This window comes from Nonomuraea sp. NPDC003707, assembly GCF_053587055.1.
In genome coordinates this window covers 51,961-64,232 of record NZ_JBSFNK010000023.1, presented here as the reverse complement: position 1 = coordinate 64,232, position 12,272 = coordinate 51,961, and the positions used below count along the sequence as shown (strand labels likewise).

12 protein-coding genes are annotated in these 12,272 nt (G+C 71.2%); 1 reads left to right on the top strand and 11 read right to left on the bottom strand.

Features of this window, described 5'->3' with window-relative positions; translation table 11 throughout:
- Positions 1 to 44: 44 nt before the first annotated feature.
- The 6 genes from ACWDRB_RS42860 to lipA form a co-directional block, all read right to left on the bottom strand.
- Entirely contained in the window at positions 45 to 860 is an 816-nt protein-coding gene (locus ACWDRB_RS42860; RefSeq protein WP_449903927.1) for an alpha/beta fold hydrolase, read from the bottom strand.
- Entirely contained in the window at positions 836 to 1,231 is a 396-nt protein-coding gene (locus tag ACWDRB_RS42855; RefSeq protein WP_355206124.1) for a VOC family protein, read from the bottom strand. The genes ACWDRB_RS42860 and ACWDRB_RS42855 overlap by 25 nt, the downstream gene beginning before the upstream one ends.
- A gap of 78 nt (positions 1,232 to 1,309) precedes the next feature.
- Entirely contained in the window at positions 1,310 to 2,278 is a 969-nt protein-coding gene (locus ACWDRB_RS42850) for an AraC-like ligand-binding domain-containing protein (protein ID WP_449903923.1), read from the bottom strand.
- 201 nt (positions 2,279 to 2,479) lie between these two features.
- Positions 2,480 to 3,769 (bottom strand): RNA-guided endonuclease InsQ/TnpB family protein, encoded by a 1,290-nt coding sequence (locus ACWDRB_RS42845; RefSeq protein ID WP_449903920.1) that lies wholly within the window; start codon positions 3,767 to 3,769, stop codon positions 2,480 to 2,482.
- Between the two features lie 6 nt (positions 3,770 to 3,775).
- Positions 3,776 to 4,144 (bottom strand): IS200/IS605 family transposase, encoded by a 369-nt coding sequence (gene tnpA / locus ACWDRB_RS42840; RefSeq protein WP_449904200.1) that lies wholly within the window; start codon positions 4,142 to 4,144, stop codon positions 3,776 to 3,778.
- A 281-nt stretch (positions 4,145 to 4,425) separates the two neighbouring features.
- Complete coding sequence (gene lipA, locus ACWDRB_RS42835) at positions 4,426 to 5,355, bottom strand: lipoyl synthase (protein ID WP_350728831.1); 930 nt, start codon at positions 5,353 to 5,355, stop codon at positions 4,426 to 4,428.
- 303 nt (positions 5,356 to 5,658) lie between these two features.
- On the opposite strand from lipA, the gene ACWDRB_RS42830 reads away from it, so the two are divergent.
- The gene (locus ACWDRB_RS42830) at positions 5,659 to 7,320 is read left to right on the top strand and encodes an IS200/IS605 family accessory protein TnpB-related protein (protein WP_449903917.1); all 1,662 of its coding nucleotides are present in this window, start codon (positions 5,659 to 5,661) and stop codon (positions 7,318 to 7,320) included.
- Here the strand turns inward: ACWDRB_RS42830 and ACWDRB_RS42825 are convergent.
- The 5 genes from ACWDRB_RS42825 to sucB all read right to left on the bottom strand — a co-directional run bounded on the left by ACWDRB_RS42825 (position 7,281) and on the right by sucB (position 12,253).
- Positions 7,281 to 8,261 (bottom strand): M48 family metallopeptidase, encoded by a 981-nt coding sequence (locus ACWDRB_RS42825; protein ID WP_449903914.1) that lies wholly within the window; start codon positions 8,259 to 8,261, stop codon positions 7,281 to 7,283. The two genes, ACWDRB_RS42830 and ACWDRB_RS42825, sit on opposite strands and share 40 nt — an antisense overlap.
- Positions 8,262 to 8,283: 22 nt before the next feature.
- Complete coding sequence (lipB, locus tag ACWDRB_RS42820; RefSeq protein ID WP_449903910.1) at positions 8,284 to 8,976, bottom strand: lipoyl(octanoyl) transferase LipB; 693 nt, start codon at positions 8,974 to 8,976, stop codon at positions 8,284 to 8,286.
- Positions 8,977 to 9,013: 37 nt separating this feature from the next.
- Positions 9,014 to 9,751, bottom strand: coding sequence for a Type 1 glutamine amidotransferase-like domain-containing protein (locus ACWDRB_RS42815; protein WP_449903907.1), 738 nt, complete (start codon positions 9,749 to 9,751; stop codon positions 9,014 to 9,016).
- A 37-nt stretch (positions 9,752 to 9,788) separates the two neighbouring features.
- A complete protein-coding gene (locus tag ACWDRB_RS42810) occupies positions 9,789 to 10,682 on the bottom strand; it encodes a TIGR01777 family oxidoreductase (protein ID WP_355206103.1) in 894 nt (297 codons plus the stop codon).
- 113 nt (positions 10,683 to 10,795) lie between these two features.
- On the bottom strand, positions 10,796 to 12,253 hold the full coding sequence (sucB, locus tag ACWDRB_RS42805) for a 2-oxoglutarate dehydrogenase, E2 component, dihydrolipoamide succinyltransferase (protein WP_449903903.1): 1,458 nt from the start codon (positions 12,251 to 12,253) through the stop codon (positions 10,796 to 10,798).
- Between the last annotated feature and the right edge of the window lie 19 nt (positions 12,254 to 12,272).

The window sequence follows — 12,272 nt, the reverse complement described above, 5'->3', positions numbered from 1 at the left end:
AGGGCTCAGGCGGAGGGCTCAGGCGGAGGGCTCAGGCGGAGGGCTCAGGCGGTGGCGAAGAACTCCAGGAGCTCGGGCACCAGCGCCTGCGGGGCCACGTTGTGCGCCTGGCCCTCCAGGACCCGCCGTACCGCGCCCGGCACGGCCGCCGCGACCGCCAGCCCCGCGTTCGACATCCACCCGGGGCTGTCCTCGCCGTTCAGCACCAGCGTCGGCTGCCTGACGGCGGCCAGCCGCCCGGTGGGCAGCGCGTTGCCCGGCCCCAGCACGGCGGCCTCGTAGGCGAGGGTGTGGGCCAGCGCCTCCACCTGTGCCCAGGACGGCTGCGCGCGCATCGCGGCCACCGCCTCCGGCGGCGCCTCGGCCGCCTCCACCATGAACCGCTCGACGGCCTCGCCCCGCCTGCCCGCCCTCACTAGCGCCTCCAGCCGCGCGGCGAAGTCGTCCGGCAGTGGGGGCGCGCTGTCGTCCACGTGGTACGGCGGCTCCCACAGGGCCAGCTTCGTGACGGCCGGGTTCCGCGCCGCGGCCTCCAGCGCCAGCGCGGCCCCCGACGAGCCCCCGAACACCATGGCCGACCCGCCCGCCGCCTCGATGACCGCCGCCAGATCCTCGATCTCCCGCTCGGCCGCGTACGGCTGGGTGTCCCCGCTGTCGCCGCGCCCCCGGCGGTCGTAGTCGTACACCGTGAACCACGGCGCCAGGGCGGCCGCCACGCCGGCCAGCGTGACGTGGCCCCGCACCCCGAACGCGCCGTGGACCAGGATGACCGCGGGCCCCTCGCCGTAGCCGTCGAAGGCGATGACGGTCCCGTCCGCCGAGATCGCCTTGCCGCTCAGGCGGCCGGCTGCGCCAGGCACAGCGCCTCCCAGTGGTGTCCGTCGAGGTCGGCGAAGCCGCGCTGGTAGCGGATGCCGTCCTCCTGCTTCACGCCCGCCGGGGTGGCGCCGAGCGCCAGCGCCTTGTCGACCAGCTCGTCCACCTGGGCCGGGTTCTCCATGCCCAGCACCAGGATCGCCTCCGTGGCCGTGTCGGCGGCGGCGATCTCCTTGGTGATGTACGAGCCGAACGTCGGCTCGGTCAGCAGCATGACCTGGGTCTGCTCACTGATGATCACCGACGCCATGCCCTCGGCCATGCCGAACAGGTTGAAGCCGAGTTCGGCGAAGAACTTCTTCGACCGCTCGAGATCCTTGACCGGCAGATTGACGAACAGCTGCATTTTCCTCATCCCTTCCTTCGATGTGCCTTCAGTCTGCCGATCGAAGGGGGCGCCGGTCTTGGATCTGGGTGCCAGGCGGATTGACGTTCAGCGCACGGTGTTCAGCACGGTGTTCAGGCGCCGGTATTCGGCGGGCGGCATCCCGTACGCGCTCTTGAAGAGCCTGCTGAAGTGGGCCGAGTCCGGCAGCCCCCACCGGGCCCCGATCTCGCTCACGGACCGGGTGCCACCCGATGCCAGCTCCGCGCGGCACCGCTCCAGCCGCCGCTGCCGGATCCAGGCGGCCACCGTGGTGTGCTCCGCCTCGAACAGCCGGTGCAGGTAGCGCACGGAGATGTGGTGCGCGGCGGCGACGGTGGCCGGGTCGAGGCCGATGTCGCCCAGCCGCTGCTCGATGAAGGCGTGGATCTCCATCAGCAGCACGCGCTGCCGGGAGTCCTCCGGTAACGCCCGCGTCAGCTCGACGCGTTCGGCGACGGCGGTGCTGACCAGGTCGGTCACGATGCCCGACAGCCTGGCGGCGCTGCCCGGCCGGTACGTCTCGATGTCCTCGGCCACCCGGCGCAGCAGCGGCACGGCCAGCGCGGCGGCGCCGGTCTCGGCGGTGATGGGGACGGCGGCGAGCGCGTCCACGGCGCCGGACGGCAGCGCGAGCAGGTCGCGCGGGAAGCTGAACAGCGCGAGCCGCACCGCCGAGTCGTAGGCCAGCTCGTAGGGCCTGGTGAAGTCGTAGATCGTGAACTCGCCCCGGCTGAGCTGCGCGTCCCGCCCGTCCTGGGAGAGCCGCGGGCTGCCCTCCAGGGCCAGCACGACGCGGTACATCTCGGGGCTGCCGCTGTCGATCATGCCCGGGGTGCGGTGCACGCTGTGGGGCGTGGACGTACGGATCCGGCCGACGGTGACCGAGCCCAGCCCGCCGGTCACGATCTCGCCCCGCAGCGGGGCGCCGGCGGCGATCCTGCAGTCGAGCGGGCCGAGCGTGTCACACACGATGCTGCGCCAGGCGTCGTGACGTCGCTTGGCGGGCAGGTCACTCGTGCGGATCAGAACCGCCATGTCCGCTCCCGGGGGTCGGCTGCCCGCCATGCTAACGCGCCGCATGAAGCAGCAGCCGAGAGTCCGGTTACGGTGCCGGGTCGTTGACCGTGCGGAAGGTCACTGACACGCGCCGCGTGCGCGGGACGCGGCCGGCCGTGGTGGGGTCGCTCTTGCGTGCGGCAATGCTGTGACGCCAGGTGTATGAAGCGCTCCCCACGACTAAAGTCGGGGGATTCCAGCCAGCTCGGGCTCCGCCTGCGCGGCGGCCTGGGCTGCTGTTGCTTGGCGGTTGGCCTTCCGGCCCACGCGGTTGCGTGGTTTGCGCGCCCCAGCCCGCACACCCGGTCTGGGTTGTGCGTGCTCCGCCCTCCCGGCGGTGAGGATGTTCTTGGCGGCGTTCACGTCGGCGTGCTCGGTGTGTCCGCACGAGGTGCACCGGAAGACCGCTTGGCTCTGGCGGGACTTCCGGTCCACCACCGTGCACACGTTGCACGTCTGACTCGTGTACGCCGGATTGACGGTGATCACGTGGGTGCCCGTGGATCGGGCCTTGCTGCGGGTGGCCAGCTCGATCCGGTGCCAGCCCTTGTCCAGGATGGACCGGTTCAGACCGGACTTGCTCGCAGCCCCGTTGGGCAGGAACGCGCCCTGCCGTCCGGGGTCTGGCTTGGGTGCTGCCCCGGCGGTCATGTTCTTGGTCGCCAGGGCCTCGAACACGATCAGCTCGAAGCCGGCGGCCAGGGTGTGGGCGGCCTTGGCGGCGAAGTCAGCGCGGCGACGCCGCACCTTCGCCAGCGCCTTGCCGAGCCTCGCGGCGGCCTGTTTGCGCCGGACAGAGCCCTTCTGCGTGCGGGCCAGGCGACGCTGGAGCGTGGCCGCATGTTCGACCTCCCGCCCGCACGCGAACACCTGGTGGTGGAAGATGCCGTCCGAGCGGGTGACGACCTTGGCCACACCCCGGTCGATGCCGACCGCGCTGCCCGGCTGGTCGTGCCGCTCGGGTGTGAGCGCGCCGTCTTCGACGAGGAAACTGACATACCAGTGCTCGCCGTCCCGGCTGACGGTGGCGTTCCTGACCGTGCCGCCGAGCGGGCGGGTGATGCGGAAGCGGACCCAGCCGAGCTTGGGGAGTCTCGCCCGCGCCCAACGCCGGTTCAGCCGCTCGATGGCGATCTTGGCGCCTTCGGGGAACCGGAAGCTCGGGGCGTTCCTGGCTCTCGATTTCCAGCGGACCTTCCACGTACCGTGCCGGCTGCACGCCTGGTCCAGGTCGAGGAGCGTCTGCTGAAGGCAGTGGCCGGGCACCTCTGCCAGCCACGCGAACTCGGCCTTCGCCTCGACGAGTTGGCGGGCCTGTTCGTGGTAGCCGATCCACGCGTCCCGGCGACGGTAGGTGCGGCGCTGCTCCAGGGCGGTGTTCCACACACTGCGGCAGACGCCGCCGATCCGCTCGGCGAACTCTGCCTGACCAGGGGCCAGGTCCAAGCGGTACTTACGTCCGGTCAGCATCCGCGATCACCGGTTCTCCTGGTTCTCAACGTACCGCTTGACCACATCCCAAGGTGCCCCGCCCACGGTGGCCACAAAGGAGGAGTTGGTCCACAATGTCGGCAGTTTCGACGTCAAGCTCGGGAACTCCTGACGCAGGACGCGGGAGGAACGGCCCTTGATGGCCTTGACCAACTTGTGGATCCCGAACTGCGGATCCACCTCGACCAGCAGGTGAACGTGGTCGGGCATGACCTCCATCTCCACCGGACATGCCCCCTTCTCCTCGATCACCTCGCGGATCAGCTCTTCCAGCCGCGCCTCGATCCGCCCGCCCAGCACCCGCCTGTGATTGTTGGGGTACCACATCACGTGAAAGGCGCACCGGAAGGCGATGTCGCTGTTCGTGCCTGGCTATTAACGCAACGTCGCAGCCACACGGATCAATGTACGGCGTTGATCTATCTACCGCTCAAAGATTCGACAGAAGGGCTCACCTCCATGGCTGAAGCCAGGGGTCCGCGCCCTAGATTTCCGATCGAAAGACTCCGGCATGCCGAAAACAGTAGCCAGCCGTCAAAGGACTTCGAACGATTTTGCGGTGGCGGTGTCATGAGTGCGGCCGGGTATGAAGCAGCCCCGGGACCGTACGGGTCCCGGGGCCGGAGGTTGGGAGGTCAGGCCGTCTGGCGAGCCTCGATGGCCTGCTTGTAGAGGCGGCCCGCCCGGTACGACGAGCGCACGAGCGGCCCCGAGAGCACACCGGCGAACCCGATGGCCTCGGCCTCCGCCTGCAGCTCCACGAACTCCTCGGGCTTCACCCACCGCTCCACCGGATGGTGCCGGGGAGTGGGCCGCAGGTACTGGGTGATGGTCAGCAGGTCGGTGCCGGCCGCGTGCAGGTCGCGCATGGCCTCGACGACCTCCTCGCGCGTCTCGCCCATGCCCAGGATCAGGTTGGACTTGGTGACCAGCCCGGCCTCGCGGGCCGTCGTGATCACCGCGAGGGACCGCTCGTAGCGGAACGCGGGACGGATCCGCTTGAAGATCCGCGGCACCGTCTCGACGTTGTGCGCGAACACCTCGGGCCGGCTGGAGAAGACCTCCTCCAGCTGGTCGCGGTTGCCGTTGAAGTCGGGCACCAGCAGCTCGACGCCGCACCCGGGCAGCAGCCCGTGGATCTGGCGGGCCGTCTCGGCGTAGAGCCAGGCGCCGCCGTCGGGCAGGTCGTCGCGGGCGACGCCGGTCACGGTCGCGTACTTCAGGCCCATCTGCTGGACGGACTCGGCCACGCGGCGCGGCTCGTCGCGGTCGTACTCCTTCGGCTTGCCCGTGTCGATCTGGCAGAAGTCGCAGCGGCGCGTGCACTGGTCGCCGCCGATGAGGAAGGTCGCCTCGCGGTCTTCCCAGCACTCGTAGATATTGGGACAGCCCGCCTCTTCACAGACCGTGTGCAGGCCCTCCCGGCGCACGAGCGATTTCAGCTCGGTGTATTCGGGGCCCGTCTTCAGCTTGGTCTTGATCCACGGGGGCTTGCGCTCGATAGGGGTTTCGGCGTTACGCACCTCCAGGCGGAGGAGCTTTCGGCCTTCAGGGGCAACGGTCACGTTCTCAGCTTACGTCTCCCGGAAAAGCGGCCTGGCCGGGGGGTGCGGAGCTGTTGGTGTTCGATGTGACGCTGGTTACGCCATCGCCACAGTGCGTGTCCACCGGCGCTTGCCGCGCATATGTTCTACCCGGCGGATTCAACTCTTGGTATCGTTGTGGCCACGCAACGTGAAAGCTGGAGAGGGGGCGAATGCTCGTCATGCGACCGTGCTTGTTCGGCCGCCGTCCAGCGGCATCGGCAGTGCGCCGCGCCTCCGCCCTCCCATCAGTCGCCGACTGCGCCGCACCGCAGGCCCTCCGGCATGGCTGAGCTGCGCCCGATCGCCTCCTCCTTCGTGGTGCCCGGCCCGTCCGGTGTCGCCGTCCGTGACCGGCTCAAGCACCTCACCCCCGCAGACGAGCAGGTGCTGTGCCTGGTCGGCGCGCATCTGGGCGCGCTGGCCTCCGCCGATCTGAAGACCAGGTGCGCCGATGGGCTGGGGCACTGTTCCGATACCTGGGCGGCGCGTAAGCGTGAATTGACCGTGCAGTCGTCGTCGCGCTGGGCCGGGGCCATCACCAAAACCTCCCACGATCAGTGGGCGCTGGCCCGCCGCGGCCAGGCCGACCACATCCGCGACCTTCAGGCCGCCATCGCCACGCTCATCCGTCGGCTGTCCCTGCCCGTCGGAAGGAAAGGAACCCGCAAGGAGCCAGGCGGCTACCGCTCCAGACAGGAGTGGTTCGCCAAGTCCCGCCGCCTGCACCTCCTGCAAGACCGGCTCAAGCGGCGGAAGGCTGACCACCAAGCCGGGCGGGTCCGCGTGGTGCGGGGCGGCAAACGCCTCGCCCGCACCCGGCACCACCTGGACGCCGCCGGACTCACCGAGTCCGAGTGGCGGAACAGGTGGCAGGCCGAGCGCTGGTTCCTGGCCGCCGACGGCGAGTCCGGCAAACGTCACGGCAACGAGACCATCCGCATCACCCCCGACGGCCAGGCATCGATCAAGCTGCCCGTGCCGCTGGCACACCATGCGAACGCGCCGCACGGCCGCTACGTGCTCACCTGCCGGGTGACCTTCGCCCACCGCGGGGTGGAATGGCGGGATCGCATCGAGGCCAACCGGGCCGTGGCCTACCGCATCCACCTGGACGCGCAACGCGGACGCTGGTACATCACCGCCTCCTGGCAGATTCCTCAAGCCCCGACCGTGCCCATGGCTACCGCGCTCGCCCACGGGGTGGTCGGCGTGGACACCAACGCCGACCATCTGGCCGCCTGGCGCCTGGACGCCCACGGCAACCCGATCGGCAACCCCCGGCGCTTCACCTACGACCTGTCCGGCAACGCCGAGCATCGCGACGCCCAGGTCCGCCACGCCCTGACCCGGCTACTGCACTGGGCCAGGGCCTGCGGCGTGCACGCCATCGCCATCGAAGACCTCGACTTCGAAGCCGACAAGACCCGGGAGAAACACGGCCGCCGCAAACGCTTCCGCAAGCTCATCTCCGGCATGCCCACCAGCAGGCTGCGCGCCCGGCTCACGTCGATGGCCGACGCCACCGGGATCGCGATCATCGCCGCCGACCCGGCCTACACCTCCCGATGGGGCGCCCAGCACTGGCAACAGCCCCTCACCACCACCAAACGCACAACCACCGCCACGACGCAGCCGCCGTGGCGATCGGCAGACGCGCCCAAGGACACCCGATCCGGCGACGGACGGCACCGCCCCCTGCCCACCGGAGCGATGGACAGGGGCATCGGACCGTCCAGGCCGGACCGGACGCCCGCGGGCGTGAGGGACCCCGCCCCCGCATCCCCGGACCACGGACACGATCCGTGCCGCCCGGACGCGGCGCGTACGCGGGCGACCAGAACGCTCATCACCGTCCGGAGCGTTCGGCTGAGCACGTGCCACTCACGCTCAGTCCATAGGAACGGTCAGGAGATGAGGCCGAAGCCGCGGATCGCGCGCGTGTAGTGGGCGAGCAGTTCGTCGTCGACGCGTTCGGACTCACGCGTGCCGAGCAGCTCCGAGTGCGGGGGAGTGGTGAGCACCCCGTCGTCGGTGAGCCTGGAGCGGGCCAGCGCGCCCTGCCTGATGGCCGCCACGCTCTCGCCGCGCAGCGCCGCCGCCTGCATCGGCGCCAGGTAGCCGCCGCCGGCCAGCCCGTCGAGCTCGGCGAGGTCCTGTTCGGAGGCGGCCCGCCGGGCCAGCTGCCGCTGCCGGGCCAGGGTACGGCTCTCGCCGGCGCGGGCCAGCCGGGTCAGCGCGTACCGGACCAGGAGCACGGGCCCGCCGAGCACCCGCCCGAGCATGCGGCCGAACATCCCCGCCACTTCGTACGTGGTCCCCGGGTGGTCCACCGCGCCCAGCGAGGAAGCCGCGATCTTGGTCTGCGCCTCCTCCCTGATCCGCAGCGGCTCGGCCCCCAGCAGCGCGTCCCGCCACGCCTCCAGGGTGAGCAGAGCCCCGCTCACGACGAGCTCGTCGCCGGTCGGCACCCGCGCGTACGCCGTGGACAGCAGGGCGACCCGCTGCTTGGGCGGCAGCGCCAGCCACAGCGGCAGCCCGATCATCAAGATGGGGGTACGCAGCGGGCCCACGCGGTCGTAGCGCGTCTCCGGGTCCAGATCCATGACGGCGACCTTGCGCGGCCGCCGGACGCCGACCCGGTCGGCCACGCGCTCCGCGGCGCCGTACAGCTCGGGCGCCGACGAGCGGTCGAGCACCTCGGCGTCGGCGGGCAGGCCGCCCAGGCGCGGCCGCAGCGCCCACCCGATGGCCAGGCTCGCGCCGCCGAACAGCCACGCGAGCAGGGAGCCGGGGTGCCCCAGGATCACCCACGCGCCCAGCGCGACGAAGCCGAGCGTCAGCAGGTGGACCAGAAGGGCGAGTAAGAGAGCGAGGACGCGCTTCACACGGCTGATCGTAGGCCGTGGGTCATCTGCGGAGAAGGTCCTCTTCGTGGAGATCGTACGACTCCATGCCGAGGGCCTCCGCCAGCCGCTTCTCCGCGATCGGCATGACCTCCTCCACCACGATGCGGCGGCCGGTCTCCGCCGACAGCGAGGAGACGCCGACGTCGGGGATGCCGCACGGCGCGATGCGGTTGAACCAGCGGGGGTCGTTGGCGCAGTTGAGGGAGAAGCCGTGCATGGTGACGCCGCGGGCCACGCGCAGCCCGACCGCGCCGAGCTGGCGGTCGGGCAGGCCCAGGCTGGGATCGCCGACCGCCCAGACACCCCCGCGCCCCTGCACCTGTCTCGCCGTGACGCCGAAGTCGGCGCAGATCTGGATCATGGCCTCCGCGAGGCGGCAGGCGTACGCGTTGACGTCGGTGATGCCGACGATCGGGTAGGCCACCAGCTGCCCGGGCCCGTGCCAGGTCAGCCGGCCGCCCCGGTCGACGTCGACGACCGGGGTGCCGTCGGCCGGCCGCTCGTCCGGGGCGGTGCGCTTGCCCGCGGTGTAGACGGGCGCGTGCTCGAGGAACAGGACGGTGTCGCTCAGCTCTCCGGCGACCCGCTTGCCGTGCACCCAGCGCTGCAGCGACCAGGCCTGCTCGTAGGGGACGTCGACGCCGAGGCGGACGATGGCGAGTGCGTGGGGATCGTCCCCGTCGATGGGGCGCATGAGCCTATTGTGCCGGTCCCGCCCCCGCGAAGGGTAATCAGGGGGTAAGGAGTCGAGGCTCGATCCTGAACTCCTTGACCCCGCCGGCCCCGTCGCTCTCCACCCGGTACGCGTAGCCACCCGGCTCGACGGTCACCGCCTGGATGAACTCGGTGCCGACGTAGTGGAGCCCCACGCCCTCGTCGGCGGCGTATCCGGACGGGAGCTCGCCGCCGGCCACCGACTCCTGCAGCAGCGGCCGGCGCTGCGGGTCGGAGTCGTAGTGGACGCCGCACGAATAGGGGAGCAGTGCCATGCCCTCGGCCCACACACGCAGGTCGGGTCCGAAGGAGTCGGTGTTGCCGCCGACGTGCCAGCACAGCGCGCCCGCGCTCTGGCCGGAAAGCACCACCCCGGCCCGCCACGCCTCCTCGAACGCCTCGTCAAGGCCGTGCAACCGCCACAGGGCCATCAGGTTGGCCACACTGCCGCCGCTCACGTAGATCATGTCCTGTTCGAGCATCCACGCCCGGGGATCCTCGACATTGGGCATCGGGAACACGGTGAGATGGCTCAACTCGACGTCCCACCCGGCGAAGGCGCCGTACATCTTCAGGATCCAGTCGTCCGCGTCGCCCACCGCGGTGGCGACCAGGCCCAGCTTCGGCCGGTCCTGCCCGGTCAGGTCGAGGCCGTACCGCAGCAGCGCGCTGGCCTCGAGGAAGCTGTAGCGCCTGCTCGGGCGGAAGGATCCGCCTCCGATGGCGAGGATGTGTGACTGTCCTGACCGGCTCATGTCAAGATTCTCCCACCTGTTGAAGACGGACGGTTCACTACAGTACGGCGCTCAGCGCCTCGTCGAGGCGGGTATGGGCGAACACATAGCCGCTGTCGAGCAGCTTCCTCGGCTCGACGCGGTGGCCGGGCAGCAGCGCCTCGCGGGCGAACTCGCCGAGCCCCGCGGACAGCGCGAAGCCCGGCACCGGGATCGGCACTGTGCCCTTGCGCAGGGCTTTTCCGAGGGTGCGGGTGAATTCGGCGTTGGTCACGGGCGAGGGCGAGGTGAAATTGACTGGTCCTGTAATGTCACGATTTTTCAAGACATGCACCGCGGCCCCGACCCAGTCGTCCACGGCGATCCACGACCAGTACTGTTTCCCCGACCCGAGCGGCGCCCCCAGCCCGATCCTGAAGATCGGCAGCATCCGGCCGAGCGCCCCGCCCTTCTCGCTGAGCACCAGCCCGGTCCGCATCTGCGCGGTCCTGACCCCGGCCTCGCCCGCCCGCCTGGCCTCGCCCTCCCAGCGCCCGCACAGATCCGCCAGGAAGCCGCTGCCCTTCCCCTGGCTCTCGTCGATCACCCGGTCGCCGGTGTCGCCGTAGAAGTCGACCCCGGAGGCGGACAGGAGCACTTCAGGCTTGCCGGACAGCGCGCCGATCGCGTCCACGAGCACCCTCGTGCCCTGGACCCGGCTGGCGACGAGCTCCCGCTTGTACGCCGGGGTCCACCGCCGGTCGCCCACGGACGCGCCCGCCAGGTGCACGACCGCCTGCGCCCCTTCGAGCGCGGCCTGGTCGATCTCCTGCTCGGCCGGGTCCCAGAAGGCCTCGTCGGCTTCGCGCGGGCGGCGCCGTACGAGCCGGACGACCTCCCACCCCTCGGCCCGCAACGCCGGCACCAGCGCCGACCCGAGCAACCCCGACGCCCCCGTCACGATGATCGCCATAGCCCCACAGTACGCCCGCCCCACGTCACCGAGGCGGCAGCCGCGCCAGGCCCAGGGCAGGCAAACGGCCGGGCGGCCCCGGAAGGGGAGCCGCCCGGCCGCAAACGCCAGGATCAGGCGAGGCCGAGCTGGGCCTCGAAGCGGCCCTCCTCGAGACGGCGCTTGACCGTCGTGAGGAAGCGGGCCGCGTCCGCGCCGTCCACCAGACGGTGGTCGTACGTCAGCGCCAGGTAGACCATCGACCGGACCGCGATGACCTCGCCCTCAGGCGTGTCGATCACGACGGGCCGCTTGACGACGGCGCCGGTGCCCAGCATGCCGACCTGCGGCTGGTTGAGGATCGGCGTGTCGAACAGGGCCCCACGGCTGCCGGTGTTGGTCAGCGTGAAGGTGCCGCCGGTGATCTCGTCCGGGGTCACCTTGTTGCCGCGCGTGCGCTCGGCCAGGTCGGCCGTCTTGCGGGCCAGCCCGGCGAGGTTGAGGTCGCCGGCGTTCTTGATGACCGCCGCGATCAGGCCGCGCTCGGTGTCGACCGCGATGCCCAGGTGCTCGACGTCGAAGTACGTGACCTCCATGGTCTCGTTGTTGATCGTCGCGTTGAGCTTCGGGTGCTGCTTGAGCGCCTCGATGGCGGCCAGCTCGAAGAACGGCATGAACGACAGCTTCACGCCCTCGCGGCGCAGGAAGTCGGCCTTCGCCTGGTCGCGCAGCCGCGCGATCTTGGTGACGTCGACCTCGACCACGGTGGTGAGCTGCGCGGCTGTCTGCAGCGACTCGACCAGCTTCTTCGACATCGTCTGGCGCAGCCGCGTCATCTTCTCCGTGCGGCCCCGCAGCGTCGTGTCGACCTCCACGGGCTCGGGACCCGCGGCGATCGGCGCCTGCGCGGCGGGAGCGGCGGCGGGCGCCGGCTGGGCGGCGGCCGGAGCCGGAGCCGCGGCGGGGGCGGCCTGGGCCGCGGCGGCCTTCTCGCGCTGGGTCTTGGCGGCCTCGAGCACGTCCTGCTTGCGGATGCGGCCGCCGACGCCGGTGCCGTTGATCGCGTCGAGGTTGACACCGTGCTCGTTGGCCAGCTTGCGCACCAGCGGCGTCACGTACGGGCTCTCACCCGACGGCAGCGGCGCGGGCTCCGCGACCGGGGGAGCGGCCTGCGCGACGGGAGCGGGGGCCGCGACCGGGGCGGGCGCCGGAGCCGGGGCCGGAGCGGGCTGCGGGGGAGCCGGCTGCGGGATCGACGAGACCGGCGGAGCCGGGGCGGGCTCGGGCTCGGGCTGCGGAGCCGGCGCGGGGGCCGCCGCCGCCTCGGGCGCCGGGGCGGCGGCGGCCGCCTGGCCCTTCTCGTCGATGACGGCGAGCTCGGCCCCGACCTCGACCGTCTCGTCCTCAGCCACGACGATCTTCGTGAGGACACCCGCGGCCGGCGACGGGATCTCGGTGTCGACCTTGTCGGTCGACACTTCGAGGAGCGGCTCGTCGGCCTCGACGCGCTCGCCCTCCTTCTTCAGCCAACGGGTTACGGTGCCCTCGGTCACGCTCTCGCCGAGCTGGGGCATTTGTACGGAGACCGGCATCGTTATTCTTCTCTCGCGT

Excerpts from the sequence above, each read along its gene's own strand:
- ACWDRB_RS42855 (WP_355206124.1), bottom strand. The coding sequence starts at position 1,231 with ATGAGGAAAATGCAGCTGTTCGTCAATCTGCCGGTCAAGGATCTCGAG.
- ACWDRB_RS42850 (WP_449903923.1), bottom strand. The coding sequence starts at position 2,278 with ATGGCGGTTCTGATCCGCACGAGTGACCTGCCCGCCAAGCGACGTCAC.
- ACWDRB_RS42845 (WP_449903920.1), bottom strand. The coding sequence starts at position 3,769 with ATGCTGACCGGACGTAAGTACCGCTTGGACCTGGCCCCTGGTCAGGCA.
- ACWDRB_RS42830 (WP_449903917.1), top strand. The coding sequence starts at position 5,659 with ATGGCTGAGCTGCGCCCGATCGCCTCCTCCTTCGTGGTGCCCGGCCCG.
- lipB (WP_449903910.1), bottom strand. The coding sequence starts at position 8,976 with ATGCGCCCCATCGACGGGGACGATCCCCACGCACTCGCCATCGTCCGC.
- ACWDRB_RS42815 (WP_449903907.1), bottom strand. The coding sequence starts at position 9,751 with ATGAGCCGGTCAGGACAGTCACACATCCTCGCCATCGGAGGCGGATCC.
- ACWDRB_RS42810 (WP_355206103.1), bottom strand. The coding sequence starts at position 10,682 with ATGGCGATCATCGTGACGGGGGCGTCGGGGTTGCTCGGGTCGGCGCTG.
- sucB (WP_449903903.1), bottom strand. The coding sequence starts at position 12,253 with ATGCCGGTCTCCGTACAAATGCCCCAGCTCGGCGAGAGCGTGACCGAG.